Origin of the sequence: Streptomyces sp. NPDC051940 (assembly GCF_040680895.1) — a bacterium.
Lineage (GTDB): Bacteria > Actinomycetota > Actinomycetes > Streptomycetales > Streptomycetaceae > Streptomyces.
Genome location: NZ_JBFAXR010000042.1, coordinates 36427 through 62350 on the forward strand (window position 1 = coordinate 36427; position 25924 = coordinate 62350).

The window sequence follows — 25924 nt, forward strand, 5'->3', positions numbered from 1 at the left end:
GCCGCGAGCAGGGACCGGCGCGGCCCGCTGACGGGCCGCGCCGGGCGCGGGACTCAGATCCGGGGCAGGAGCCTGCGCACCTGCGCGCAGGTCGTCGCGGACGGCGGATGCACCCCTATCCTGGCCGCCGTCTCGTGGATGAGCCGGTCGGTTGCCTGCTGCGGGGTGTACACCCCCGTGTCGAGCAGGGCGATGGCTATCCGCATCGCCTTGAGCCGGCGGTTATGGGCGATGTACCACACGCGCGGTTTCCCGGCGGGCAGTGGCTTCTTGCGCAGGGGGAAGAGGGTGGGCTGGACGGGGGAGCGGGCCACGGGCATCTGGCGACCTCCTCGGCGTCACGGAATCCCGGCTTGGATTCTTCCTCCATTGTACGACGCCACACTGACAAATCCCGCTGGTCAGACCGGAGTTGTGAACTCCCATTCGAATAACTCCGGGGGTCTGCGGGGCGTCCGCGCAAGATGGTCGCTGTGACGTTGCAAGTTATCTGTCGGACGAGCACGCCAACTGTCGTCTCCGCTCGCAGTCGTCGAGCCAGCAGGCCCGTTGACTTGTAGATTGAGCCGCCTCGCCGACTGGTTGCTGTTCACGGTCGTGCGGGAGAATCCCGCCATGAGGAACGCGGGCGAGACTCCTGTGGCGGCCTGGCGAATCGGTGGAGCGACCCGACCTGGGGTCTGCCTCGTCGCGGGAATCGTCAGCGTGCGGGCGACGGTTGCCTGGGGCGCTTGGGCAGCGTCACCGACTTGGCCGAGGGTGCAGTCCGCTGCCGCGTGGACCGCCCTGTCTGTTGCACTGTGCCTCTTCGCTTGGTTCGCCTTCCTCCGGGTGCGGCTGGAGGTGCGAAAGGACGTGATCGTGATCGTCAATCCGTGGGGGCAGTACCGTCTTGAGCGGAGTGACGTGATGTCCGTCAGTCTGGGGAACTGGGGCGCCGAGTTCCATCATCCGGACGGCTTCAAGACGACCGCCTATGCGCTCAGCGACGTGGCCGCGTCTGGCAAACGACAGGATCAGCGGTTCACGCAGGTCAAGGCAGCTGTCGATGTCTGGTTGACACGGACGGGATGACTACGGGGCGAGGCCTTGTGGACTCCTGGCCAGAAGGGAGGCGTGATTCCGTTATGTCGATGGAGGAGTTGACGGAGGACGAGCTTGCCGAGATGGAGGCTCGAGTCGCCCGAGCGTCGGCGGGTCCGTGGGTTCCCGTGCTCGAAACTCAAGGTGCCACTGGCGGCGCGAGCTGCATTCAGCTCGCGCCTGACACCACGGACCTGGATGACGGCGAGATGTATCTGAGCAGGTTCGTGAACGGGCGACAGACGCTCATCAGTCCCAATGCCCAGCTCGATGCCGACCTTGACTTCATCGCCTCGGCGCGTGAGGACGTGCCGCGTTTGATCTCTGAAGTCCGGAGATTGCAGGCCATGCTGCGCACGACTGGAGCCTGAACTTCACCTGCGGTCAGTTCGCGGGAGCTGTGCTTCGAGGAGGGATCGTAGTGCGGCTGAGATCTCCACTCGCTGCTGGAGGTAACGGCGGAGGCCGCCGTGCCCCCTGAGCGCGCCGCCGACCACTATCGGCAGTGAGCGCTGGTTCCAGCCTTCGAGGAGCTGGGCGGCGGTGTTCAGGACGGCACCTCTGACCAGCGAGGACGTCGGTGGAACGATGAATGGGGCCATGCGGAGCGTTTCGGCTTTGGTGCCCCGTCGACCGCGGTGAGCCCTTATCCGAAGGCGCTGGGCCTCGCCCTCGACTATCCGGGCGATTGCCCGGTTGGGAGCCAGCAGTTCGACGGCCGGCCACGTGGCCAAGGTGAGCGCGACCGCGAAGCGAAGATCCTCGAAGTATGTGGCCGCCGGAATCGGCTTGCCGCAGCTGTCGATGTCCGCTGGCCCGTCATCCGCAAGGAGGGTGTCGATGCGTTCCTGGAAGCCCAGCAGGACTGATCGGGTCTCCGTGTCGGGCAGCTTGATGGAGGGGCGAATGGCTCTCATGTCTGCCGCGCAGGTCGGGCGTGATGAGTTGGATGAGTCAACGGGTTGTCGGGGGTTGCGGCAATGAGCTGGATGCAGTCCTTCCAGGGTGGCTCGGGAGATCATCCCGCTTTGGGCGGACTGTGCTGGCTGTCGGCAGCTTGGGCAGTTGTAGCGGAGGAGCTGCCCATGTTGGGTGCAGGCGAACATCACCGGGAGGCGCCACCGGCGCTTCCAGGCACCTCCGAAGGCAGCCGGAGTGCCTGCGTGATCGGCGAGGCATCGCGGGCAGTACTGAGAGTTGCGAAGGTAGAGCCAGTGACTTGAGCGACCGAGGTCTTGGGGGGTGGCCGACCTCGTCTCGGTGTCGAGGGGGCCGTAGCGCGTGCGGAGCGGTTCCAGGAGGAGCGCTCTGAGCTCGTCTGTGGTGATTCTGGCCGCGCCGGCAGCCTGCTGGAGACGCTGATCGTCGAGATTCAGCGTAAAGCCGGCCGGGATCATCGTCCGGTTGACCATGTCGGTTCCGCCGACAAGCCCCAGTCTGTGGGCGATTACGGCCGGGCTGGTGTTGTTGTGGGAGGCCAGACGAAGGATGAACCCCGGGAGGATCTCGTCTGGCAGAGGATCGAGGCCGCGGGGTAGCGGACGGGGCCCGGTGCGCTGCCCGCTCACTTGTCGGCCGCCTGGGGTGTGCCACGGTCGTCGAGCACAGTGTTGCGACGCTTCTTGCTGGGTGTCCTGGCTGGCGTGGTGTCGGGGATATGGGGCACCTCGCCTGCGTCCGGGTCCCGGTCGGGCAGATTTCCCAGGTTGATGTCGATCTCGTCGCAGAGATCGATGGTGAACGTTTCGAGGCCGCGCTCCATCGCCCTGGTGCAGGTGTCCTCCAGGAGACGCTTGAGGAGGCCGACGATGCCGCCGGTGCGTCCGTAGAGGTATTCGGGCATGCGACCCTCGGTGAGGGTCCCCGGGCCGGCATCGAACAGTCGAAGCTGGTCCTCGACGCCGGCCAGGTGGGTGAGGAATGCAGAGATGCCGGCGTCGGTGGTGTAGTCGAAGGGATCGAGGTTGATGATGTCGAAGCGTCGCTCGGTCTGGGTGGACGCGTCGGGGTTGTAGCTGCGACTCGCCTTCAGGCGCTGGTAGGTCCACTGGCCGGTGCGGGGGTCGTGCCATCCCTCGCGGAGCAGGCCGGAGCGCGGAATGTTCACGCCGATCAGGATCAGTGTGACGTCCAGACTCATCAGGTCGCGGATGAGGTCGAGGGTGTCCTGGTCATCCTCGCGATGCATCTTCAAGCGCGTGATGTCATCGATCAGCAGGGCGGACGTGCTGTGGGCCTTGATCGACCCGCGGACGTTGCGGATCATGCCGCGGAGGTTCTTGCCGTAGGGGGCGGCGTAGAAGTCCAGGATGGCTTCGCAGAGCGCGATGGGGGTCGCCTTCACCGGTGTCTGGCAGTAGGCGACCGGGGCGATGAGGTCCCGGGTCCCTGGAATGGGGGTTGGCCCGAGCTCTTCCACCAGGTCCCACCAGAAGTCCTCGAACTCGGCGGCTGTCTGGCAGGCAGTCTCGGTCTTGCCCTGGTAGCCGCCACCGTTGATCATGAGGCCGTCGCGGGTGCCCGGCTCGACGCGCAGCGCATTGTTCTGGATGCGGGCTCGCATCAGAGCCGTGACCCGGGCGCTCATCGGCGTCTCCAGAAGGCGCATATTGACATGGGACGCGGCTCGGTGCAGGTCGTGGATGGCGCGCTTGCGCGGAGTCATCAGCCGGTACTGGTTCAGACTGATCTTTGGCGCCGGGACGAAGGAGCCGCGGGTTGTGCGCCACTGTTGCCAGCCCTGGTAGGTGGTGCGATCCGGCCTGGGGCCGAGGCGTAAGAAAGGCAGAGAGTCGCCGAGCCTGGCGGTGGTGTGCTGTTGCAGGTCATTCCTTGCCGAGGTGTTCATCGCTGGGCTCCTGCGCCGTATCGTCCGGGTTGGTCTCGGAGTCGTTGGGAAGCGCGAAGAGGTTGCGGGTGCGGTAGCTGCTTCCGAGTTCAGTCGGCAACCCGGGCGGGGACATGGCCACCTCGTTGCGCCGTCGCCGGCGGTGCGCTTCCAGACTCAAGGCGGTTTCCTGGGCCCGCGTCTCGGCAGCCGTCCGAGCCGCCGATTCGCCCGCTGCTCGCGGCAGGGGTTGCGGGGCTCGGCCCGTGGTGCGTGGACGATCCCGAGCGGCAGCCTTGCCCTGGCCCACCTCTCGGGCAAGCTGTGTGCGCTGGGTCTTCGTCATCTGGGTCGGCCACTTTGCGACGGGATCGTGCGTGCCCATCAGCTCCAGGAGAATGGGCAGCAACTCGGCGTCCGTGCGGGGTTTCAGGCCGGCCTGGCGAACCGTCGCGAGCAGTTCTTCCGCCCGAAGGTCGCCGAAGGCGGGCACTTCGCCTTCCGGCGGCATCCCCGTCCAGCGCAGCGGGTGCCATTCGTGGGTGAGTGGGTGCTGGAAGAACACGGTGCGCCGGTCGCGCGGCTCACGCCGAATCACCCAGGTGTGCTTGCGCGCACCTCCGCGAGTGGACTGCTGGTGCTCAAAGGGTTCCAGGACCTCGTCCCAGTACCAGAGCCCTTTGATCTTCACGCCGCGATGACCATGGATGCGCCGGACCCGATGTTCGGGCAGAAAGCGGTAGTAGAGCTCGGGCGACGGGATCTCCATGGGAAACCCGACCTGCCCAAAGGAGGAGGCGAAGAGCGAGTTCGGGCTGTGGTCCCCGTCGGGGTCCCAACTCGGGGCATAGTCCCCCAGCCGCCGGTTCTGCCACACCTGAACCACCCAGCGGGCAATGAGGCTCTCCATCGCGTCGATCGACAGGGTCGCGTCATCTTCCGGGGCGGCGCCTCGGTCAGCAGCGTCAACGCCTGTATATCCGGGCAGGTGCTCGAAGAGCAGGGAACGGATGCTGCGGAAGACTCGCTCCACCGCCTGCTTGTCGGTGGGGCGGAGGACACGAGCAGGAAGGACGCGGCACCCAATGGCTTCCTGAACCTCGACAAGATGATGATTGCGGTAGACGGCCCCGTGATCAGCGGTCACGGTCTCCGGGGAGAAGAACGGCAGGCCCGCAACAGGGTGGCCGGCGAACTGTGCGACCACAGCTGCCGGGAGCCCCGGATACGGCCATTCCATCTCCTGTGGCCATTCGGGACGCATGGGCAGCGGGAGCATCACGTCCCGCAGCACCATCGCCACGTCTACCGATGTGTCCGACACGAGCGTCAGGCGGAACGCGCAGATCGAATGCGTGTAGACGTCTAACGCCAGCGTCAGATGCACCCGTACCGGCTCGCCGAATACGTGCTCGCGCACCATGACCGGCAAGATCGTCGTGTCGAGTGCGACGACCTGGCCGGGCCGGATCACCACCACGTACCCGTTCTTCCTCGGCAGATCCGCCGAGCGTTCATAGCGCTGCCGGGCGCCTCCGGATCCGAACCACTCATGCCAGACGCGCCGCAGGGTGTGGTAGCTCGGGACCTCGATGGCATCCGGATCGTCGAACGTCTCGCCTATGTAGCGGCGGATCATCGTGGCACGGGTGCGACCATTGACCCGCGAGCGGTGCCTGGTCTCCTCCCGAACCGCGAGAATCGCTTGGCGGACTTCTTCGCTGATGCTGGGGTGCCCGCCTCCTTCGCGTAACCAGCGACCGTCGGCGCATCCGATCAGCCCGAAGCGCTGGCGCTTGCCCTCCCACCGCTCCAGCGTCCGCACCCCCACGTTCGCCAAGCCCAGCATCTGCGCTTCCTCAGGATTCAGCGCCGCCAGTTCTGCGACCTTGGCTGCGCGCCGTTCCCCCAATGTCGTGCGATCCGGGTCGTACTGAGGTTTCGGCTCGCCCGGGGCTGGCTTGTCTGCATCTCCGCTGCGATAGCCGCAGTTGAGCTCCATGAGATGCGCGAACCGCAGCTTGACGATCTTCAGCTGTTCCGCCGTGAGATCACGCATGGTCGCTGGCTGGCGGCCTCGATCGACCCACGCGCCCTTCGATTGCGAGGATGTGCGGCAGCGGGGATGGTTCACCAAGAAGCGGTAACTCACTCGTTGCCGGACTCCGTCTGCGGCCACCAACTGGACGTGACCGAGATGCGGTTCGTGTAGTTCAACCGTCCATTGCGCCTCGTCCAGAACCAGCACGCTTCCCGGCGACAAGTCCAGCGCCTCGGCCCCGCTCACGACGCCTCTTCCGAGCAGACCACAGGCGAGGCATCGGACAGCGGCTGCGAGAGATCCACTCCCAATCGGCGGTGCCAGAGCAGATGCAGCAGGTGTGCCCGCGCCACCGGCCAGTACTCGCAGCTCACCGCCAGCTCGCCGAAGGGCAGTCCCCGACGTGATGCTGCCAGCAAGGTCGCCTGCGTGCCCAGCGGGTCCGCCATTGTTCGCCGTCGCGCCGCCATCGCCTCGATCGCTGTCGCCACATGCGGTTTCCACCCCGCCACGACCTCGTAGCCCCAGCCGCAGCTCCCCGCTGTCACGGCCGACGCAGAGAATTTCTCGAAGTCCTCCGGCCGAATCAGCCGTGCCGGCCTGACATCGATCAGCCATGTCGAGCCGCGGGTGACAACCAGGAAGTCCGGGATGTGCCGCCGCCACTGGCCACCGGCGCGGAACTTCAGCTCCAGGGGTTGTGACAGTAACTCGACCACGTCGCCGCAGAAGTCCAAGGCGAGCAGCAGCCGGTCCTCCTCCAAGCTCTCGAAGGCATGCAGTCTCCCCGTCCTCACCAAGAACTCCAGCCCCGGACGATGGCGCTGATCACGACGCCAGGTAAATCCCCGCATGGGCTGCCGCCCAGCCGTCGGCGCCGACCGCAAATGCGCCACGGGGCACGTCACCGAGTCACCGGCTTACCGCCATGTCGCCGTCCATCGATTCTCCCAGCCATCATCGAGGTCCAAATCGTCCCGGCCCCTGTCGCAAGACTGCGGCAGTAGAAGGTCACGCCAGGTGCACTTGTGCGACCACAGCTCCGGGACACGCTCCTCGGGCCGATGTACCAGGTGGTCAGCGCTTCGATCGGTCACACCTACAGGCAAGTGGCAGATGCCACCCGTACACGTGAGAGCTCCGAAGTTGCCGACAACTTGGCCGCAAATGCGGCCGAGACGACAAGTACGGTGCAAATTCGACGACAGATGGCGTGCCATCCTGAACACAGAGGCGCTGGTGACGGGCTAGGACGTACGACAGTTACCACGCAAAGTCACAGTCGCCCTGAGGCACTGGACAAAGATCACCCGCCCGGCAGACTGTTCGTATGAACGAAGTGACCGACCCCAAGGACGACCTGCGCCGCTATCTGCAGTCCGCGCGGGACGCCCTGCTGTGGAAGCTCGAAGGGCTCTCGGAGTACGACATCCGCCGGCCGATGACGCCGACCGGGACCAATCTGCTCGGCATGGTGAAGCATGTGGCCAGTGTCGAACTGGGGTATCTCGGGGACACGTTCGGGCGGCCGTCCGGGGAGCCGCAGCCGTGGCTCGACGCGGGGGCGGAGACCAACGCCGACATGTGGGCGACCGCCGACGAGTCGCGGGAGTTCGTCGTCGGCCTCTACCGCCGGGCCTGGGCCCACGCGGACGCGACGATCGACGCGCTGCCGCTGGACGCCGTCGGCCGCGTGCCCTGGTGGCCCGCCGACAAGGCGCGGGTGACGCTGCACCACGCCCTCGTCCGCGTCGTCGCGGACACCCAGCGCCACGCCGGGCACGCCGACATCCTCCGCGAACTCATCGACGGCGCCGTCGGGATGGACGAGACCAACACGAGCACCCCCGAGGCCGACGCCGCCTGGTGGGCGGACTACCGCGACCGGCTGGAGCGCGCCGCCCGGGAAGCCGGCGGGAAGACCCCCTGACCCACCGCACCGACCCCCGTCCGGATGGCGAAACGCCCCCCGCCTGCGGCCCGCCGATGCCTAGGGTGCGGGGACTGGCCGCATCACCCGAAGGAGCCGTCCACGTGTCCGTGTCCGCCCCCGCCGCCCTGCCCGCGCTCGCCGCCCGGGCCACCGCGATCGGCGGTTCGCCGGTACGCGACATCCTCGCGGTCACCGCCCGCCCCGAGGTGATCAACTTCGCCGGCGGCCTGCCCGCGCCCGAGCTCTTCGACTCCGCGGGCATAGCCGAGGCGTACGCCGCCGTCTTCCGCGACGAGTCGGCCCGCGCCCTGCAGTACGCCACGACGGAGGGCGAGCCGGCCCTGCGTACCGCCCTCGCCGCCCGTACGACCGTGCGCGGCGTGCCGACCGGTCCCGACGACCTGATGGTCACGACCGGTTCGCAGCAGGGCCTGTCCCTGCTGGCCACCGCGCTGATCGAGCCCGGCGACACGGTGCTGGTCGAGGAGCCCTGCTATCTCGCCGCGCTGCAGGCGTTCGCCTTCGCCGGCGCCCGCGTGGTGTCCGTGCCCGGCGACGGCGACGGCCTCGACCCGGCCGCCCTGGACGAGCTGGTGGCGCGGGAGCGGCCCAAACTGCTGTACGTCGTGCCGAACTTCCAGAACCCCAGCGGCCGCACCCTCCCCACCGCCCGCCGCGCCGCCGTGGCCGAGATCGCCGTGCGCCGCGGCCTGTGGATCGTCGAGGACGACCCGTACGGCGAGCTGCGGTTCGAGGGCGAACGCGTGCCCTGGATCGCCGCCCATCCGGGCGCTGCGGACCGCACCGCCCTGCTCGGCAGCTTCTCCAAGGTGATGGCCCCCGGTCTGCGGCTGGGCTGGCTGCGCGCGCCGGCCGCGCTGCTGCGGGCCTGCGCCGTGGCCAAGCAGGCCGCCGACCTGCACACCCCGACCGTCAACCAGCTGGCCGCCGCCCGCTATCTCGCCGACCGCGACCTCGACGCCCATGTGGCCCGGGTGGCCGCCGCGTACGGCGAGCGCCGCGACGCCATGCTCGCCGGGCTGCCGGACGCGCTGCCGCGGGGCTCGGTGTGGAACCGGCCGGAGGGCGGCATGTTCCTGTGGGTGCGGTTGCCGGACGGTCACGACACGACGGCGCTGCTGCCCGAGGTGGTCCGGCACGACGTGGCGTACGTGCCCGGAGCGCCGTTCTACGCCGGCACGCCCGACCCGGCGACGCTGCGCCTGTGCTTCGTCACCCAGACCCCGGCGGAGATCGCGGAGGGCCTGCGCCGGCTGGGCACGGCGCTGGCCGCGCACCATCCCGCGTGACGGACGCTCAGGTCTCGGGCTCCGGCCGCGTCATCACCGCTCCCCCGCCGCCCTCCGGCTCCTCCGATACGCCCAGCTCCACCAGCAGCCCCCGCACCCGGCGTTCGATCTCGTCGCGGATCCGGCACACCGCGTCCAGGTCCTGGCCGTCGGGGTCCGGCAGCGGCCAGTCGACGTACCGCTTGCCGGGGTAGACGGGGCAGGCGTCGCCGCAGCCCATGGTGACGACCACGTCGGCCGCCCGGACCACCTCGTCCGTCCAGGGTTTGGGGAACTCGCCGGAGATGTCGATGCCGCGCCGCCGCATCGCGTCGACCGCCACCGGGTGAACGCCGCCGACGGGTTCGGAGCCGGCCGACCAGCCCTGGGCCCGGCTGCCGGCGAGCCGGGTGAACAGGCCGAGGGCCATCTGGCTGCGCCCGGCGTTGTGCACGCACAGGAACAGCACGACCGGCCGGCCGGGCAGGGGGTCCCGGCCCTCCACCCGCGCCAGCGCCTGCAGCCGCTGGCGGGCGAACGCCTCCGTCTGCCGCGGCAGCAGCGAGGGCACCGTACTGCGCGACGCCAGCTCGGCGTAGGTCTCGCCGAGGAACCGCTCGACGGTCTCCCGGCCGAAGACCCCCTCGTACGCGCGGCTCAGCCGCTCCGCGGCCTCCCGCAGTGCGGGCCGGGGATCGGGGCGACGCGCCCCGGACGGGCTCATCGCGCCTCCCGGAGGTGTACGGGGTCGTTGCGGCATCAACAGGATCACTGCGGCATCGGACGGGGCCATTGCGCCACTACTCGGATCCACTACCCATGATCCCCGTTCCGCGCCCGCCGCGCGCGGGCCCGTGGCCTGCGGTGATGGCGATCCGACCCGTTCGGCCCCGTGCCCGGCACGCACGCGCCGCGCTCACCCCGGAGCGCACTCGCGCAGCCTCCGGAGCAGGAAGCGGCGTTCGGCGTCGTTCTCCACCAGCGTGAGCGCCCGCTCGTACGCCGCGGCGGCCTCGCTCCGCCGCCCCGCCCGGCGGAGCAGATCGGCCTCGGCGGCGGGCAGCAGATGGTAGTCGTCCAGGCCCGTCAGCCCGGCGAGCAGCGCCAGCCCGGCGTCCGGCCCGCGCGCCATGCCCGCGGCCACCGCGTGGTTGAGCCGGACGACCGGGGTGGGCAGCACCTTCAGCAGCTCCCCGTACAGCGCCTCGATCTGCGGCCAGTCCGTCCGCTCCGCCGAGGCGGCGAGGGTGTGGCAGGCGGCGATGGCGGCCTGGAGCTGGTACGGGCCGGGCCGGCCGCGGCGCAGCGCCGTCTCCAGCAGCGCCTCCCCCTCGGCCGCCCGCGGCCGGTCCCAGCGGGTACGGTCCTGCTCCTCCAGCGTGAGCAGATCGCCGGCGGCGTCGACCCGGGTGGCGCGGCGGGCGTCGTGCAGCAGCACGAGGGCGAGCAGGCCCAGCGCCTCGGGCTCGTCCGGCATCAGCCGGGCGAGCAGCCGGGCCAGCCGCAGGGCCTCCGCGCACAGATCGGCGCGCACCAGGTCGGTGCCGGTGCCGGCGGTGTGGCCCTCGGTGTAGAGGAGGTAGACCACGGCCAGCACGCCGGTGAGGCGTTCGGGGAGCAGATGCGCGGGCGGCACCCGGTACGGGATGGCGGCGTCGCGGATCTTCCGCTTGGCCCGCACCAGCCGCTGCGCCATGGTCGCCTCGGGGACCAGGAAGGCGCGGGCGATCTCCGGGGTGGTCAGGCCCGCGAGCGTGCGCAGGGTGAGCGCCACCCGGGCCTCCAGCCCCAGCGCGGGGTGGCAGCAGGTGAAGATCAGCCGGAGCCGGTCGTCGTGCAGTCCGCTGTCCCGGTACGCCGCCTCCTGCTCGTCGTACGCCCCCAGCCCACCGTCGTACGCCCCCCGACCGCCGTCGTCCCAGGTCATCGCCGCCTCCCGCAGCTTGCGCTCGCCGACCGCCGCGCGCCGCAGCACGTCCAGGGCGCGGTTGCGCGCGGTGGTGGTCAGCCAGCCGCCGGGGCCGGCCGGCACGCCGTCGCGCGGCCAGGTCTCCAGCGCCCTGGCGAACGCGTCCTGCGCGCACTCCTCGGCCAGGTCCCAGTCACCCGTGATCCGGATCAGGGTCGCGACGACCTGGCCCCACTCCTCGCGGAAGGCGGCGGCGACCGCCTCCTCGACGCCGCCGCCCTCCGCACGCTCAGCCGTCATCCCTTGCCCGCGACCGACAGATGCCGGTGTACGACGAGCCAGCGGCCGCGGTCGAGCCGGTAGCCCGTGGTCACCCGGACGGCGGCGTCGTACGCCTCGCCCGTGGTCAGGGTGCCGGTGACGTGGTGGATGCCGTGGCTGAAGGCGAGGCCCTCGCCGACGAGGAGCCGCTGCCCGGCGGTCCGGACGTCCAGCGGTCCGCTGAAGGCGGCGAAGAACTCCTCCTCCTGCTCGCGCGCCGCGTCGGCCCCGGTCACGGCCCTGACGCCGGTGAGGTCCGTCGCGTCGTACCGCTCGATGTCCGCGTCGAAGTGCACGGCCATCCGGTCCGCGTCCCGCTCCCGGGTCGCGCGGACCAGGTCCTCCTCCACGGCGCGGACCGCGTCCTCGTCGCTGACGTCGTCCCAGTAGGGACGGATCTCCACGGCCCCGCCGGCGGCCACGGGGTGCCGGGCGGCGGCCTCGACCGCCTCGTCGAGGGTGTCGCAGTCGAGGAGGTCGTAGCCGGCCACGAACTCCTTGGTCTCGGCGAACGGCCCGTCGCTGCGCAGCACCTCACCCCCGCGCACGCGGACGGTGACCGCCTCGGCCGGCGGGCGCAGCCGGTGGCCGGTCCGCCGGGCGGCGGTGGCGCCGACCCAGTCCAGGGCGTCGTCGTCGATGGCGCGCTCGTCGGTCACGGGCGCGTCGACGGGAGCCGTCTCCTCCGCTTCGCCGCCGCCGCAGATCAACAGCATGTACCGCATGGGATCCTCCCGAGTCTCGGCTTGTCTTCACCCCACCGACGAACGGCCGGGCCCGTAATCGACACACCCGCCGCATAGTCTTCCTGCCATGACCGCGAAGACCGCCTTCACCCCGGCCCTGCTGCGGAAAGCCTGCCTGGAGTTCATCGGCGCGGTGGAGGAGCAGCCCTTCCCCCGGGCGCCCGAGGTGTCCGTGTTCAAGGTGGGCGGGAAGATGTTCGCCCTGTCGGCCCTGCCCGCGCGGCCGCTGACGGTGAGCCTGAAGTGCGATCCGGAGCTGGCGGTGCGGCTGCGGTCCCAGTACCCGGCGATCGTGGGCGGCTACCACCTGAACAAGCGCCACTGGAACACGGTGACGCTGGACGGATCCGTCCCGCGGAAGCTGGTGCGGGAGCTGATCGAGGACTCGTACGACCTGGTCGTGGCGTCGCTGCCGCGCGCCGTGCGGCTGCGGCTGGACTGGCCGGGGGAGCGGGCGGAGCAGTCCGGGGAGTGAGCGCGCGGGGCGGTGCACCGGCCCGGACGGTTCAAGATGCGACGTGCGCCATACCGTCCAATACTGGCCCCAAGCGGACAGCCGTGTCCGAAGGACGGAGGCCATCATGGACGACTACTCCTTGCTCGACCTGTTCTGGACCATGCTCTGGTTCTTCCTCTGGATCATGTGGCTGTTCCTGCTGTTCAGGGTCATCATGGACATCTTCCGTGACCACACCCTGAGCGGCTGGGGCAAGGCGGGCTGGCTGGTCTTCTGCATCATCCTGCCGTTCCTGGGCGTCCTGGTGTACGTCATCGCGCGCGGCAAGAGCATGGGCGAGCGCGACATCAAGCAGGCCCGGGCGAACGAGGCGGCCTTCCGCGACTACGTCCGCGACGCGGCGGGCAGCGGCGGTGGCGGCGGCAAGAGCCACGCCGACGAACTCGCCCGGCTGGCGGAGCTGCGTGACAAGGGTGACCTGACCCCGGAGGAGTTCCAGCAGGCCAAGGCGAAGATCCTGGCCTGACGAGCGACTCCGCCACCGGCGAAAACCGTTCGCGGCGGCCGTCCTCCCCGGGGAGGATGGCCGCCGTGACTGCGGCCTCCCCCGATTCCCCCGACTCCGGCTACGACGGCCCCGGATACGACGCCTACGACGGCATCCGGCTGGCCTACGACGTACGGGGCGAGGGCCTGCCCCTGGTCTGCGTCCCCGGCGGTCCGCTGCAGTCCCCCGGCTACCTCGGCGGGCTGGGCGGGCTGGACCGCCGCCGCCGGCTGGTGCTGGCGCATCTGCGCGGCACCGGGCGCTCGGCGGCACCCGCCGACCCCGCCTCGTACCGCTGCGACCGGCTGGTCGACGACGTGGAGGCGCTGCGCGGACATCTGGGCCTGGAGCGGATGGACCTGCTCGGCCACAGCGGCGGCACGAACCTCGCGGTGCTGTACGCCGCCCGCCACCCGCACCGGGTGCGCAGCCTCGTGCTGGTCACGCCCAGCCCCTTCGCCGTCGGCCTCGCCCCGTCCGACGAACTGCGGCGCGAGGTGGCGCGGCTGCGCGCCGGCGAACCGTGGTTCCCCCAGGCGTACGCGGCGCTGGAGGCGCTGCAGGCGGGCCGGGTGACCCCGCAGGCGCTGGCGGACCTCGCCCCGCTGCGGCACGGCCGCTGGGACGGGGCGGCGCGGGCCGTGCACGCCGCCGAGGCCACCGAGCGGAACGACGAGGGCGCCGCGGTCTACGGCTCCGCGGGCGCCTTCGACCCGCCGGCCACCCGCACCGCCCTGGCCGCGCTGACCGCTCCCGCGCTGCTGCTGGCGGGCGAGGTCGACGTCAACTCCCCGCCGCCGACCGTCGCCGAGCACGCCGCGCTGCTGCCGGGCGCGCGGCTGGTCGTGCAGCCGGGGGCGGGGCACTTCCCGTGGCTGGACGACGCTGAGGCGTTCACGGCCGCGGTGGCGGACTTCCTGGCGGGGGTGGACGCGGCCGCGTAGGGCGGCGTCGGATCCCGCGCGTCCCTGATCCCGCGCGTCCGGCGTCCGAGCCTCCGGCGCCCGGATGCGGTGGTCCCACCCCCCGCCTACCGTGACCGCATGGGCCCCCGACCACGCATTTCGCCCCGCCCCTGGCGGTCCGCGGCCACCCTGGTCACAGCCGTGGCGCTGCCGGTCGCCGGGATCCTCGTCCTCGCACCCGCCGCCCAGCCCGGCACACCCCCCGGGCTGGGCGCGTTCTACGCCCAGCGGATCGCCTGGCGGGCCTGCGGGCCGGAGCTGGCCCGGGAGCTGAAGGCCGCGGGGGTCACCCCTCCGCAGGAGGACACGAGCCGCTTCGAGTGCGGCACGCTCAAGGTGCCGAAGATCTACGCCGTGCCGGACCGCGGCACGTTCGAGCTGGCCATGCTGCGGGTGCCCGCCACGGGAGCGCTCGGCGAACAGCGGGAACGGCGCGCCCTCGTGCTGAACTTCGGCGGTCCCGGCGAGTCCGGCGTCGAGGGCCTGGCCGCGTTCGCGGACGGGCTCGGGCGCCTCAACACCGTCTACGACCTCGTCGGCCACGACCCGCGCGGCGTCGGCCGCAGCGCGCCGGTGCGCTGCGGGGAGCCGGCCGAGGCGGACTGGGACGAGCTGGACCACACCCCCGACACCACGCCCGAGGCCGTCACCATCGCCCGTGCCGAGGAACTGGTCAACGAGACGTGCGGCCGCGAGGCGGGCGACGTCCTGCCTTGGGTCGGCACGGTGGACTCGGCCCGCGACCTCGACGTCATGCGGGCCGCCCTGGACGTCGAGAAGCTCGACTACCTGGGCTTCTCCTACGGCACGAAGCTGGGCGCCAACTATCTCGCCAAGTACCCAGGACGGGCGGGCCGGTTCGTACTGGACGGCGTCATGGACGTGACCAAGGACCCGCGGGAGACGGCGCTCGCGGACGCGCGCGCCTTCCAGCTCGCGCTCGACAGCTTCGTGGCGGACTGCACGGCGGACAACTCGGGGCAGGAGGAGGGCTCCTGCCCGCTGGGCGGCAGCGCGCGGGAGGCCGGGCGGACGCTGAACCAGCTGTTCATCGACCTCGACAGCAACACGATGGCTACCAAGGCCGGCGATCTCGACCAGGACACCTTCGTCCAGGGGATCATCGGCGCCCTGTACAGCAAGGAGCAGGGCTGGCCCGCGCTGCGCGAGGCGTTCACCGCGCTCGCCGACGGCGACGGCGCGCCGCTGGTACGACTGGCGGGCGGAGGCTCCGGCCGTACGTCCCGCGCGGCGCTCAGCGGGGCGTCCCGCTCGGCGTCCCGCGCGCCCGACGACGCCACCGCCAACGCCGACGACGCCAACCGCGCCATCAGCTGCCGGGACGAGAGCCGCCGCTACGCCCCGCGCGACTACACCCGCGCGGTCGCCGGGTTCCGCGAGGCGTCCCCGCTGTTCGGCGACGCGATGGCCGCCGAGCTGCTGACCTGCACGGGCTGGCCGGTCGCGGGCGAGAACACCGCCAACCGCGTCCGGGCCAGCGGCGCGCCCCCGGCCCTGCTCGTCTCCACGACCCGCGACCCCGCCACCCCGTACGCGGGCGCCGCCGCCCTGGCCGGCGTGCTGGCCAACGGCTCGCGGGTGCTGACCCACGTCGGCGACGGCCACACCGCGTACCTCGCGGGCGACACGTGCGTGGACAGCGCGGTGGAGGACTACCTGCTGAAGGGCCGGCTCCCGGCGAAGGGCAAGCGCTGCAACTGACCGCCGCTCAGCGCCCTTCGGCGTTGAGCCGCCGGGCGGCCTCCACCGCGTCGCCGAGCTGGACGTGGTTGACGGCGATCACCGTCGGCAGTCCGCCGCGGGTGCGGGCGCACTCGTGGGCGCGGGCCACGATCACGTCGGGCCGGTTGACGGCGGCCGCGGCCAGGCGGTCGGCGCTGCGTTCGCGGGTGACGAAGTGGTTGAGCAGGAAGAGCCGTTTGGCGCGGCTCGCCCCGCCCCGGCCCGGTACGCAGCCGAGCTGCCCGGGCTCCGCGATCTGGTACGGCGTCTCCGTGGCGTACCGGTAGAGGTTCGGGTACCAGGGCATCGGGCCGTCGCCCTGCTCGGCGAACACCACCAGGCGCTGCCCCCGCCGGACCATCGTGCCGAGCGTCGGCCACGGCGCCGTCGGATCCGCCGGCGGGCGGGCCAGATGGCGGAGCAGGCCCGCCTCGCGGAAGGCCCGTTCCGTGTCGGCGGCCGTGATGCCGTCCTGCACGATGAGGGTGACGACGTCACGCGGATGCGCGTCCAGCCAGCGGCCGACCGCCCGCAGCTGCGCGGTGAGGCCGCTCGCGCCGAGCCGGCACGGCCCGTGGCAGAGCCAGGTGCCGCGGCGGGCGCTGACCACGTCGTCCACGGCCCGTACCAGCGTGTCGCGGGCCTGTCCGCGCAGCCCGAGCCCCGGCGGCAGCAGCGTCTCGCCGGTCTCCCAGTAGTGGGTGTCCAGCAGCAGCGCCCGTACGCCGAGGTCCAGCTGGCCGGTGATGGACGGGTCGTGGTGGGCGTTGAGGAAGCCGTCGGCCACGGTGGACATGGCGTTGTGCGCGCCGATCTGCACGACCTCGTCGTACGGGCGGTCGCACAGCTCCGTGCTGCCGTTGCAGCCGGTGGAGGCGGCCGACGGCGCCGCCGGCAGCAGGACCAGCTGCGCGGCGACGAGCGCCGCCGCCGCGAGCGCCTGCCGGCGTGAACGGCGGCACAGCGCGGGCAGGGCCACGGCGGCGGAGGTCAGCGCGAGGACGGCCACGGCCCAGCGCCGGGCCGCCTCCCCGTACAACTGCCGCGCCACGTCCGCCACCAGCGCGCCGGCGCTCTGCGGCAGCCCGCCGGTCAGCTGCGCCGGCGCCGGCAGCGCCGCCCACGCCGCCAGCCCGGCCGCCGAGGCGAGCACGGCGGCCCCGCCGCAGACCGCCGCGGCCGTCTGGGTCCGGGACACCCCGGCGCGCCGCGCCATGCCGAGGACCAGCGCGCACACGGCGGCGGTGCCGAGCACGGCCGTGCCGGAGGCGAGCGGTGAGCCGGCGACGACGAGGAGTGGGCGGAGGGCGTCCAGCCCGGCGGGGGCATCGGAGGCGACCGCGACGGGGGGAGCCGCGGGGGCGGGGGGTGTCCGCGGCGCCTTCGCCTCGTCCGCCGCACCCGTGGCCGCCGTCGCACCGCCCACCACCTGCAGCAGCGGATCCAGCAGCCCGTTGATCTGCGCGGCCGTCTCGGGATCCCACGTATCGCTCACGAACGCGCTCAGCGGCGGCCGCAGCGCCGTCACCGCCCCGCCGGAGCGCCACTGGTCGGCGGGAACCTCCTGCAGGTCCCGCGCCAGCTGCCCCAGCCGCTCGGCGGTCTGCGGCTCCGCGTCCGCCTTCAGCGCGGCGAGCTGCCGCTCCCCCGCGGCCTGGGCGCTGCGCGTCAGCGGACGCACCAGCTCCGCACGGGACGGCTCGGCCGTACGGCCCGTCAGATACGAGGTGAGCGCGACCGCGCCGCGGTCACCCGCCGCCTGGAGCGCCGGGCGCGGGACGAGCAGGGGGAGCTGGTCGATGAGGACGTCGTTGCGCAGGGGGACGCCCAGGGCGCCGGAGCGGAGCTCGGCCCGGACGCCGGGGTCGACGAGCAGCTCGTCGTACGTCCGGTCGTAGGCGTCGGCGGCCCGCAACGCACGCGTCCAGTAGGCGGGATCGGCGACGGTGACGCGGCAGAAGGCGAGCGCGGTGACCAGGAAGACCAGCACGGTGGCCAGGGCCCCCGCGCCGGACAACGCACGCCGACCCGCCACCACCCTGCGCACGCCACCCATGCGCTCCACCCTCGGCGGCCCCGCGACCCCCCGCGACCTGGGCCGAGTGCCTCCGGCGGGGTGGGCGGCGCAGCGAATTCCGCGGGCTTCGCCCCGGGGCCCCGTGGGAGCGGGGTGGCCGGGTGAGGACGTGGCTGGTCATCAGCCCCGAACTTCGCCGCAGGCGCTTAGCCCAACCGGGGCGGGGCCGGGCGGCGGCCCCACGAACGCCGAAGGCGCCCACCGCGAAGCGGCGGGCGCCCGGGACGTGATGGTGGTGCGGTCAGACGAGCTCCGCCTTCTCCAGCGCCGTGCAGCAGGTGTCCACGATCAGCCGCGTGACCACGTACGGGTCGACGTTCGCGTTCGGGCGGCGGTCCTCGATGTAGCCCTTGCCGTCCTTCTCGACCTGCCACGGGATCCGGACGGACGCCCCGCGGTTCGACACCCCGTAGGAGAACTTGTCCCACGGCGCCGTCTCGTGCGCGCCCGTGAGCCGGGACTCGACGCCGGCGCCGTAGTTCTTCACGTGCTGCAGCGGCTTGTCCCCCTCACCGAGCGCCTCGCACGCGGCGACGATCGCGTCGTAGGACTCCCGCATCTTCTTCGTGGAGAAGTTCGTGTGCGCGCCCGCGCCGTTCCAGTCGCCCTTCGCGGGCTTCGGGTCGAGCGTCGCGGAGACGCCGAACTCCTCGGCGGTGCGGTAGAGCAGCCAGCGGGCCACCCACAGCTGGTCGGCGACCTCGAGCGGCGACAGCGGGCCGACCTGGAACTCCCACTGGCCGGGCATGACCTCGGCGTTGATGCCGGACAGGCCGAGACCCGCCTTCAGGCAGTTGTCCAGGTGGGCCTCGACGACGTCGCGGCCGAAGATCTCGTCGGCGCCGACACCGCAGTAGTAGCCGCCCTGCGGGGCCGGGAAGCCGCCGTCGGGGAAGCCGAGGGGGCGGGAGCCCTTGAAGAAGGTGTACTCCTGCTCGATGCCGAAGAGCGACTCCTGCGCGGCGAAGCGCTCGGCGACCTCGCGCAGCTCGGCGCGGGTGTTGGACTCGTGCGGGGTCATGTCGATGGTGAAGACCTCGCACAGCACCAGGATGTCGGCGCCGCCGCGGATCGGGTCCGGGCAGCTGAAGACGGGCTTGAGCACGCAGTCGGAGGCGTGGCCCTCGGCCTGGTTGGTGCTGGACCCGTCGAAGCCCCAGATGCCCGGCTCGGCGCCGTCGGCGAGGATCTTCGTCTTGGAGCGGAGCTTGGCCGTCGGCAGGGTGCCGTCGATCCAGATGTATTCGGCCTTGTACGCCACGGAAGCCATCCTTTGGGGGTCAAGAGGTCTCTCTACCGCGCAGCGTGCCAACAGGCGATTTCCCCTCCGTTGCCCGTTTGTGAACCCCACGTAACACAGACTGCTCAACGGCCCCGGTGGCCGCGCTGAGCCTTGTCCCTTACGTGCTGCATCACCAGGTCGCCGAAGCCGAGCCGCCCGATCCGACGCACCAGCTCGTCGTGGGTCGTACCGAGCGAACCCGCCGTGTCCGCGATGCTCCACTCGTGGGCGGCGAGGGCGGTGAGGAGGTGGCCGCGGCGGATCTGTTTCTCGGAGAGGCGGAAGGTCTTCAGATACGCGATCCGCCCGGCGGCGTCCGTGATCGCCTCGCCGATGTGCTGCTCGCGCTGCCGCTCGAAGGGCGGCCGGAAGCGGAGGAGCCGGTACGGGCCCATACGCCGGACGTGTTCCCAGGTGTACGCCGGGTCGAGCAGCCCCGCGGCCATGGTGCCGTCGTGGAACTCCGTCCAGGCACGCTGCTGGGCCTCGGCGGCGGCGCGCAGCTGGGCCAGGGTGCCGATGTCCTCGGCCGCGATCGCGGCCGTGAACTCCGGCACCGGGCCGCCGTAGGCGGCGTAGTGGAAGACGGGCTCGCCGTACATGTCCTGGACGAGGGTCGCGTGCAGCGCCCGGTAGTCGTCGGGGTGCGGCACGGCGAAGGCGGCGGCCAGGGCGTCGGCGGTGTACAGCAGGACCCCGCACTGGCCGGGGTGGAGCTCGAAGATCCGCAGCGCCTCCCGCAGTCCGTCGACCTCGGCACCGGTGTACGCCTGCTCCACGCGGGGCGACAGGCCCTCGCGGACGGCCTTGTGGGACCACTCCTCCCACACCACGCTGGGGCCGCCGAAGTGCAGGGACAGGTAGCCCTCCATCGCCAGATGGAGCGGGAAGAAGCGGACGCGGTTCTTGTCCTGCCGCTTGACCATGCGGCGGTGGAAGCGCAGCGGGCAGCAGACGGGCCGCCCGCCCGGCTCGACGATCTGGGTGCCGTACGACACGGCGGGCGTGCCGTCGCGGGTGAAGTCGGCGACCAGGCCGTGCGGGATGTACGAGAGGTACGACGTCCGGTCGCCGAGGGAGACGACGCCGGTCTCCGTCTTCTCGTACACCTCGCGGTGCAGGCGCAGGTCGGCGATCGGCTCGCTGCGGATCAGCGGGACCAGGCGGACGCCGCCCCACACCTGGGAGGGGCCGGCGGTGAGCCCGGTCAGGTCGAGCGCGGCGGTCGTCACCGGTCCTCCTGGAGGAAGCGCGCCACCCGGGCATCGAGGTGTGCGCGCAGCTCGGTCAGCCCGGTCCGCCCGGTGGCGAACTGGGCCAGCTCCACCAGCGCGGGCAGGTCCTCGGCGTCGCGGATGCCGGCGGTGGGCACGGCGGGCGAGAGGCGGTGCACGTCGAAGGCGTCGGCGTCGTAGACGGGGTTGAGGTGGACGACGGTGACCCGCGCGTCCGGGTCGAGGCGTTCGCGCCAGGCGCGCAGCACCTCGCCGGCGAGGCCGGGCGGGGCGTTGTCCCAGCCGTCGGAGACGATGACGAGCCGGTCGGGGGCGAGGTCGAGAGCGTCGAGGATGCGGGTGCCGAGCGGGGTGGGCCCGTACGGGTGGAGCAGCAGTTCGTCGGTGCGCCCCGAGGTCCACAGGGCGCGGTAGTGCGGGGCGAGGGCCTGCAGCAGGTGGTGCGCCGCCAGGGCCACGGCCAGGGGGCGGCGGCGCTTGTGGGCGGAGCCGGCGGCGGAGAAGCTGTCGTCGAGCACGGCGACCGTACGGCCCCACGTCGCCGCCTGTGCCCCCGCGGCGCGGCGCGCCGCCGCCCGCAGCGCGGCGGTCAGCTCGGCGCGGCGCCGGACACGGTCGTCCAGCGGCAGCGCGAGGACGTACGACGCGAGCCGGGTGAGCGGCATCGCCGACAGGTCGGCGGCGACCTGCGACGCCTCGGCCTCCCGCGCCGACTCCTGCAGCCGCAGCCGCTCCAGCCGGGTGAGCCGCGGGGCGATCCGGTCGAGGAACACCTGGCGGGGGATGCCGTGCCGGGCGGCGAAGCCCTCCGCGACAGTGAACGGAAGCCGGTAGACCGCCGCCTGCTCGTAGCGGGCACGGCGGTAGGTGTCCAGGAGCGGATGCTCGAAGCGCGCCCGGGACCGCGGCCGGAAGAGGAACGCGCCGAGCTCGCCGTCCGCGCCGAGGTGCGCGTGCCGGGCGGCGGTCCGGTAGCCGCTGCGGTACTTCACCGCGTCGAACGCCGGGTCGGGCCGGGCGGCCAGCCAGTCCCGGATGACGGCCCGCGTCCGCCGGTTGTTCACCTGTGCGGCGCGCAGCCGCCCGAACAGCCGGTACACCCGCTGCGGCGGCATCAGCTCGAGCCGCCGCGCGATCAGCCGCCCCTCGACGGCGCGCTGCCCGGCGGACGCCTCACCCGCCGTGCCGAGGAGCCGCTGCACGATCATCGCCGCGTTGTGGTCGTTGATGTGGAGCGCCAGCGCGGCCGCGTACAGCTCCCGGTAGTTGCCGAGGACGTACGCGTGCAGGAAGTCCAGCGACATCCGCTGCTCGTCCGCGTCCGCGCGGAACTCCCGCTGCCCGGTCGAGGTGACCGCCGCGTTCACGAAGAACAGCACGTCCTCGGCGGCGACGAGCTCGGCACGGGTCTTCATCCGGGGTCCTGGGAAACGGGTGGGGCGGTGAGCGGGGGGCCGGCCGGGGAATGAGGGCACGAGCTGCGAATCATCGATTCAGAGTCGGGTTCCGGAAGTCGCACCGGAGTCCCGCGGCCGGCCCGCCGAACGTACCACCGGCACCGGCCGCCGCTCCCCCCGTTTTCCGGCCGACGAGGGCCCTCGACACGCCCCTCGAACGGGATTGGCTTCCCCTTCCTCACAGAGGAGTGACGATGGCACGAAGATGGTTACGCCGACTCACCGTCGCGGCGGCCGGGAGCCTGTTACTGCTCCCGCTCCAGCCCGCGCAGGCCGCCACCGCGACCGACGCGCAGGCGAACAAGCCACAGGTGGAAGGGGATCCGACGAGCGACACCACCGCCGTCTTCCCCACCAACAAGCAGAACGAGCCGACCGTCGCCGTCAATCAGCTCGACGGCCGGTTCCTGATCGCCGGCGCCAACGACGAGCAGCGGCAGCCGCCGTGCGGACCGGGGCCCGTGCGCGGGGCGGACGCCGATCCGAGCGACTGCTCCTTCTTCCCGGGCGTCGCCACCTCCGGGGTGTACACCTCGAGCGACGGCGGGAAGACCTGGACGAACCGGGGGCTGCTGGACGACCAGGCGTCGTGGGCGTCCTCCGACATCATCTCGGACGGCGACCCGGTGATCTCCTACGGTCCCAAGCCGAAGGCCGGTGGCGGTTTCGGCTACGAGAACGGCGCCCGGGCCTACTACTCGTCCCTGGCGTCGTACAAGCCCGGTCGCAGCCCCTATCCGCCGAACAAGGCGCCGGAGCTGCTGCTGGTCGCGTACTCCGACGACAACGGCGCCACCTGGTCGCCGCCCGTGATCGCCACCGTCAAGGAGAACCCCAACGACTTCAACGACAAGGAATGGGTGACGGTCGACGCCTCGCCGACGAGCCCGTTCTTCGGGCGCGTCTATCTGACCTGGACGGAGTTCCGGGCGCTCGGCACGTCCGAGCCGGTGATGGTGTCGGTGTCGGCGGACGGCGGGAACACCTTCTCGCTGCCCAAGCAGCTCTCCCCCGCCGGCAACAACGGCACCGGCAACGGCCGCCAGGGCTCCATGCCGGCGGTCGGCCCGGACGGCACGGTGTACGTGGCCTGGGAGCAGGGCTTCGAGCACCTCGTGTCCGTCTCCCGTGACGGCGGTGCGACGTGGGCGCGGCCCGCCGTCGTCGGCGCGGTCGCGGACATCCAGGACCCGATCCCCGGCGCGAACTTCCGTACCAACAGCTTCCTGTCCATCGCCGCCGACCCGCGCGCCGGCTCGACGTCGGTGTGGGCGGCCTGGGTGAACCGGACCGCCGGCGGCGGCCGGGTCGTCGTGGCGAGCTCCCCGGACCGGGGCGGGACCTGGTCGGCGCCCACGACGGTCTCGACGGCCGCGGAGGGCTATGCCTTCTTCCAGGGCCTGGACGTGGCACCGAACGGCCGGGTGGACGTGGGCTACCAGGCGCTCAAGGCCGTCGACCCGACGACGTACGGCACCGGGAACGCGGCCGTCGACGCCTACTACGTGGCGAGGAAGGCCGGCGGGAGCTGGTCGGCGCCGCTGAGGATCTCCAGCGCCTCCAGCGACCCGGCGGCCAGCGCGCAGAACAACCTGGTCCGGCAGTTCTACGGCGACTACAACGTGTTGGCGTCGAGCGCCGACCGGGCGTGGTTCGTCTTCACGGACTCCCGCTTCGGCGTGGGCTGCCCGCGGGTGGACGCCTACCAGCACGCCGTGGAGGGCACCGCGGCGATCCGCGGCGACATGGCCGACCGGATCGCGACGCGGCTGGGCCGGGACCCGTTCGCGGACGACCCGTCGATCAAGCCGGCGCCTCCGCTGGAGTGCGCGGCGCAGTTCGGCAACACGGACGTGTTCGTGGCGACGGTCAAGCCGTAGCCGGTGACAGGTAAGGGGCGGGCTCCGTGGAGCCCGCCCCTTACTCCTGTCTCACCGCACGGTGTCGGTGGCGTACTCCGTCAGCCGCCCGCCAGGGCGTCGCTGATCCCGTCGGCGGCCTCCTTGGCCGCCTGCTTGAGGGGCTTGGTGCCCTGCAGGACCTGCGTCTGGTACGCCTTGATCGGGTTCGGCTGCAGCTCCTCGACGGAGGCCCAGTCGGGCGAGTTGGGGGTGGCGCGGCCGTTGGCGGCCGACTCGGCCATGGTGCGCGTGCCCTCGTCCTCGACCTCGCCGGCCAGCGTGGTCTTGTTCGGCGCGCAGCTCATCGCCCGGGCCAGCTCCATCTGCCACTTCTCACCGGCCAGCGCGGCGAGCACGTCGTACGCCGCGTCCTCCTGGTCGGAGGAGGACGGGATGATCAGGTCCGAGCCGCCGGTGAAGACGGTGCCGGGCTTGTCCTCCTTCTTGCCCGGGACAGGGAAGAAGGCCAGCTTGTCCTCCAGCCGCGGGTTCTCGGCGATGGTCTCGGCCGCCTGCCCGGGGACGCCGATCATCTGCGCCACCTTCTGGTGGGCCAGCACCCCGGTCTGCAGGGGGTCGGACTCGTCCCTGTCCTTCGGCCCCTTGCCCAGGGCCTGGAGCCGCTTGTAGAACTCCATGCCCTTCATGGCCTCGGGGGTGTCCAGCGCGCCCTCCCAGACGCCGTTCTTGTTCTCCACGGCGAGCTCGCCGCCCTCGTCCCAGACGAAGCCGGAGAGCACGTACCAGTTCTGCCCGGGGAGGTAGATGCCCTGCGTCCCGCCCTTGTTGAGCTTGGCGGTGATCTCGAGCCACTCCTCCCGGTCGCGCGGCGGCTCGACGCCCGCCTTCTCGAACAGGTCCTTGCGGTAGATCACGACGCGGCTCGCGGCGTAGAACGGGACGCCGTACTGCTTGTCGTCGATCTTCCCCGGATCGGCCAGACCGGGCAGCCAGTTGCGCCCGCCCAGCTCGTCCACCTTGTCGCTCAGGTCCTTCACCTTGCCGCTGGCGGCGTACTTGGCGACCTGGGTGTTGCCGACCTCGATCAGATCGGGCTGGTCGGCGCTGGTGCCCCCCAGGGCCTGGCCCACCCGCTCCGTGATGCCGTCCCAGTCCTGGATGGTGACGCTGAGTTTGACGCCGGGATGCTCGGTCTCGTAGCTCTCCCGGAACTTGCTGACGAACGAGTTGGTCACGCTGCTGCGCATCAGCCAGACCTTGACGACCTTGTCGCCACCGCCGACGAGCGGCATGGCGCCTGTCGCGAACAGCGCTCCCGAGCCGGCCACGAGGACGAGCACGAGCAGAACGAATACCAGTCGGAACCGACTCCGATCCCTGGCCCTCACCTTGAACCCCCCAGGGTTGACTTGCAGTGCGCCTGCAACTTGGCATGGACCAATCCCCCCGTCAACGCATCGGCGGTCACGATTGGCACACGGGTGTCTCGAGTCACCCGCCGTCTCGGATAGCGGACGGTCCGCGGTCCCGGGGGTCCCCGGCGGGGCGGGCTCTGCTTCAATGAGACGCATGGCCGGCATCGCGAACCACCCCGCTCCGAGGCGCTTCGACCTCGAACCGTTCTGGCCGTCCCGGCAGGGCAACCACTTCGACCTCGCCTGTCGCCCCGCGCAGTAGCGCGGGCCCGCTCTGACACACCAGCGGCGCGGCCGCCCGCGCGTACGACGTCCTTCGACCCGACGCGCGAAAGCCGAGAAACGATGTCGAACACCCATGCACTCCCCGCCACCCCGGTGCGCATCGACCGGGAGCAGTGGACCGCCTACGTCGACGACCAGCCCCTCGACCTCACCTACCTCGAATTCGAACTCCTCGCCCATCTCGTCGCGCACCCGCTGCGCGTGCACACCCGTGACTCCCTGGTGCACACCGTGTGGGGTTACCACCACGTCGGCGACGGCCGCACCGTCGACGTCCACGTGGCCCGGCTGCGGCGCAAACTCGGGCCGCGCCACCGCGCCGCGATCGTGACGGTGCGGAGGGTGGGGTACAAGTTCGTGCCGCCGCCGGCGCCGGGGCACCGCTGAGTCCCCTGCGGTGCGGGGGTGTACCCAGGTACCCCAACACCCACACCGTCCCGAGCCACGCCG

22 protein-coding genes and 2 pseudogenes are annotated in these 25924 nt (G+C 71.7%); 10 read left to right on the forward strand and 14 right to left on the reverse strand.

Features of this window, described 5'->3' with window-relative positions:
- Positions 1-53: 53 nt before the first annotated feature.
- Entirely contained in the window at positions 54-320 is a 267-nt protein-coding gene (locus AB0M28_RS18460) for a hypothetical protein (protein ID WP_365405426.1), read from the reverse strand.
- A 241-nt stretch (positions 321-561) separates the two neighbouring features.
- On the opposite strand from AB0M28_RS18460, the gene AB0M28_RS18465 reads away from it, so the two are divergent.
- Both AB0M28_RS18465 and AB0M28_RS18470 read left to right on the forward strand, forming a co-directional pair.
- Positions 562-1074, forward strand: coding sequence for a hypothetical protein (locus AB0M28_RS18465; protein ID WP_365405429.1), 513 nt, complete (start codon positions 562-564; stop codon positions 1072-1074).
- A 53-nt stretch (positions 1075-1127) separates the two neighbouring features.
- Positions 1128-1454, forward strand: a complete 327-nt coding sequence (locus AB0M28_RS18470) for a hypothetical protein (RefSeq protein ID WP_365405432.1) — start codon at positions 1128-1130, stop codon at positions 1452-1454.
- A gap of 3 nt (positions 1455-1457) precedes the next feature.
- Here AB0M28_RS18470 and AB0M28_RS18475 read toward each other — a convergent pair whose 3' ends face one another.
- From AB0M28_RS18475 to AB0M28_RS18495, 5 genes and pseudogenes are all read right to left on the reverse strand, one after another.
- A complete protein-coding gene (locus AB0M28_RS18475) occupies positions 1458-2000 on the reverse strand; it encodes a hypothetical protein (RefSeq protein ID WP_365405498.1) in 543 nt (180 codons plus the stop codon).
- 216 nt (positions 2001-2216) lie between these two features.
- Positions 2217-2651 (reverse strand): annotated as a pseudogene (locus AB0M28_RS18480) (TniQ family protein); the annotation flags it as partial.
- Entirely contained in the window at positions 2648-3931 is a 1284-nt protein-coding gene (locus AB0M28_RS18485; protein WP_365405434.1) for a hypothetical protein, read from the reverse strand. The gene AB0M28_RS18485 and the pseudogene AB0M28_RS18480, both read right to left, overlap by 4 nt.
- Positions 3909-6197 (reverse strand): transposase, encoded by a 2289-nt coding sequence (locus AB0M28_RS18490; RefSeq protein ID WP_365405437.1) that lies wholly within the window; start codon positions 6195-6197, stop codon positions 3909-3911. Before AB0M28_RS18490 ends, AB0M28_RS18485 begins: the two co-directional genes overlap by 23 nt.
- Complete coding sequence (locus AB0M28_RS18495; RefSeq protein WP_365405439.1) at positions 6194-6859, reverse strand: TnsA-like heteromeric transposase endonuclease subunit; 666 nt, start codon at positions 6857-6859, stop codon at positions 6194-6196. The genes AB0M28_RS18490 and AB0M28_RS18495 overlap by 4 nt, the downstream gene beginning before the upstream one ends.
- A gap of 422 nt (positions 6860-7281) precedes the next feature.
- On the opposite strand from AB0M28_RS18495, the gene AB0M28_RS18500 reads away from it, so the two are divergent.
- Together AB0M28_RS18500 and AB0M28_RS18505 are read left to right on the forward strand one after the other, a co-directional pair.
- Positions 7282-7881: a DinB family protein gene (locus AB0M28_RS18500; protein WP_365405442.1), complete on the forward strand. Its 600-nt coding sequence runs from the start codon at positions 7282-7284 to the stop codon at positions 7879-7881.
- A 56-nt stretch (positions 7882-7937) separates the two neighbouring features.
- Positions 7938-9194, forward strand: a complete 1257-nt coding sequence (locus AB0M28_RS18505) for a PLP-dependent aminotransferase family protein (RefSeq protein ID WP_365405445.1) — start codon at positions 7938-7940, stop codon at positions 9192-9194.
- Between the two features lie 7 nt (positions 9195-9201).
- Here AB0M28_RS18505 and AB0M28_RS18510 read toward each other — a convergent pair whose 3' ends face one another.
- The 3 genes from AB0M28_RS18510 to AB0M28_RS18520 all read right to left on the reverse strand — a co-directional run bounded on the left by AB0M28_RS18510 (position 9202) and on the right by AB0M28_RS18520 (position 12128).
- Complete coding sequence (locus tag AB0M28_RS18510) at positions 9202-9897, reverse strand: arsenate reductase ArsC (protein WP_365405448.1); 696 nt, start codon at positions 9895-9897, stop codon at positions 9202-9204.
- Between the two features lie 192 nt (positions 9898-10089).
- Positions 10090-11382 carry a sigma-70 family RNA polymerase sigma factor gene (locus tag AB0M28_RS18515; protein ID WP_365405451.1) on the reverse strand — a complete coding sequence of 431 codons (1293 nt, stop codon included), beginning with the start codon at positions 11380-11382 and terminating at the stop codon, positions 10090-10092.
- Complete coding sequence (locus tag AB0M28_RS18520) at positions 11379-12128, reverse strand: YciI family protein (RefSeq protein ID WP_365405454.1); 750 nt, start codon at positions 12126-12128, stop codon at positions 11379-11381. The genes AB0M28_RS18515 and AB0M28_RS18520 overlap by 4 nt, the downstream gene beginning before the upstream one ends.
- Before the next feature lie 88 nt (positions 12129-12216).
- Between AB0M28_RS18520 and AB0M28_RS18525 the strand changes: the two genes are divergently transcribed.
- The 4 genes from AB0M28_RS18525 to AB0M28_RS18540 all read left to right on the forward strand — a co-directional run bounded on the left by AB0M28_RS18525 (position 12217) and on the right by AB0M28_RS18540 (position 15840).
- Positions 12217-12624 carry an MmcQ/YjbR family DNA-binding protein gene (locus AB0M28_RS18525; RefSeq protein ID WP_365405457.1) on the forward strand — a complete coding sequence of 136 codons (408 nt, stop codon included), beginning with the start codon at positions 12217-12219 and terminating at the stop codon, positions 12622-12624.
- Between the two features lie 106 nt (positions 12625-12730).
- Complete coding sequence (locus AB0M28_RS18530; protein WP_365405460.1) at positions 12731-13132, forward strand: SHOCT domain-containing protein; 402 nt, start codon at positions 12731-12733, stop codon at positions 13130-13132.
- 65 nt (positions 13133-13197) lie between these two features.
- Positions 13198-14097 carry an alpha/beta hydrolase gene (locus AB0M28_RS18535; protein WP_365405462.1) on the forward strand — a complete coding sequence of 300 codons (900 nt, stop codon included), beginning with the start codon at positions 13198-13200 and terminating at the stop codon, positions 14095-14097.
- A gap of 99 nt (positions 14098-14196) precedes the next feature.
- Positions 14197-15840 (forward strand): alpha/beta hydrolase, encoded by a 1644-nt coding sequence (locus tag AB0M28_RS18540; RefSeq protein WP_365405465.1) that lies wholly within the window; start codon positions 14197-14199, stop codon positions 15838-15840.
- 7 nt (positions 15841-15847) lie between these two features.
- On the opposite strand, the gene AB0M28_RS18545 is transcribed toward AB0M28_RS18540, so the two are convergent.
- From AB0M28_RS18545 to AB0M28_RS18560, 4 genes are all read right to left on the reverse strand, one after another.
- A complete protein-coding gene (locus AB0M28_RS18545; protein WP_365405468.1) occupies positions 15848-17917 on the reverse strand; it encodes a hypothetical protein in 2070 nt (689 codons plus the stop codon).
- A 262-nt stretch (positions 17918-18179) separates the two neighbouring features.
- Positions 18180-19199: a glutamine synthetase gene (glnII, locus tag AB0M28_RS18550; RefSeq protein ID WP_365405471.1), complete on the reverse strand. Its 1020-nt coding sequence runs from the start codon at positions 19197-19199 to the stop codon at positions 18180-18182.
- A 104-nt stretch (positions 19200-19303) separates the two neighbouring features.
- Positions 19304-20452 carry a hypothetical protein gene (locus AB0M28_RS18555; protein ID WP_365405474.1) on the reverse strand — a complete coding sequence of 383 codons (1149 nt, stop codon included), beginning with the start codon at positions 20450-20452 and terminating at the stop codon, positions 19304-19306.
- A complete protein-coding gene (locus AB0M28_RS18560; RefSeq protein WP_365405477.1) occupies positions 20449-21870 on the reverse strand; it encodes a hypothetical protein in 1422 nt (473 codons plus the stop codon). Before AB0M28_RS18560 ends, AB0M28_RS18555 begins: the two co-directional genes overlap by 4 nt.
- A 236-nt stretch (positions 21871-22106) precedes the next feature.
- On the opposite strand from AB0M28_RS18560, the gene AB0M28_RS18565 reads away from it, so the two are divergent.
- Positions 22107-23792 (forward strand): sialidase family protein, encoded by a 1686-nt coding sequence (locus tag AB0M28_RS18565; protein ID WP_365405480.1) that lies wholly within the window; start codon positions 22107-22109, stop codon positions 23790-23792.
- 80 nt (positions 23793-23872) lie between these two features.
- Here the strand turns inward: AB0M28_RS18565 and AB0M28_RS18570 are convergent, their stop codons facing one another.
- Positions 23873-25114: an extracellular solute-binding protein gene (locus AB0M28_RS18570; RefSeq protein WP_365405483.1), complete on the reverse strand. Its 1242-nt coding sequence runs from the start codon at positions 25112-25114 to the stop codon at positions 23873-23875.
- 450 nt (positions 25115-25564) lie between these two features.
- Between AB0M28_RS18570 and AB0M28_RS18575 the strand changes: the two are divergent.
- Positions 25565-25861: pseudogene (locus AB0M28_RS18575) on the forward strand (winged helix-turn-helix domain-containing protein); the annotation flags it as partial.
- Positions 25862-25924 lie beyond the last annotated feature (63 nt).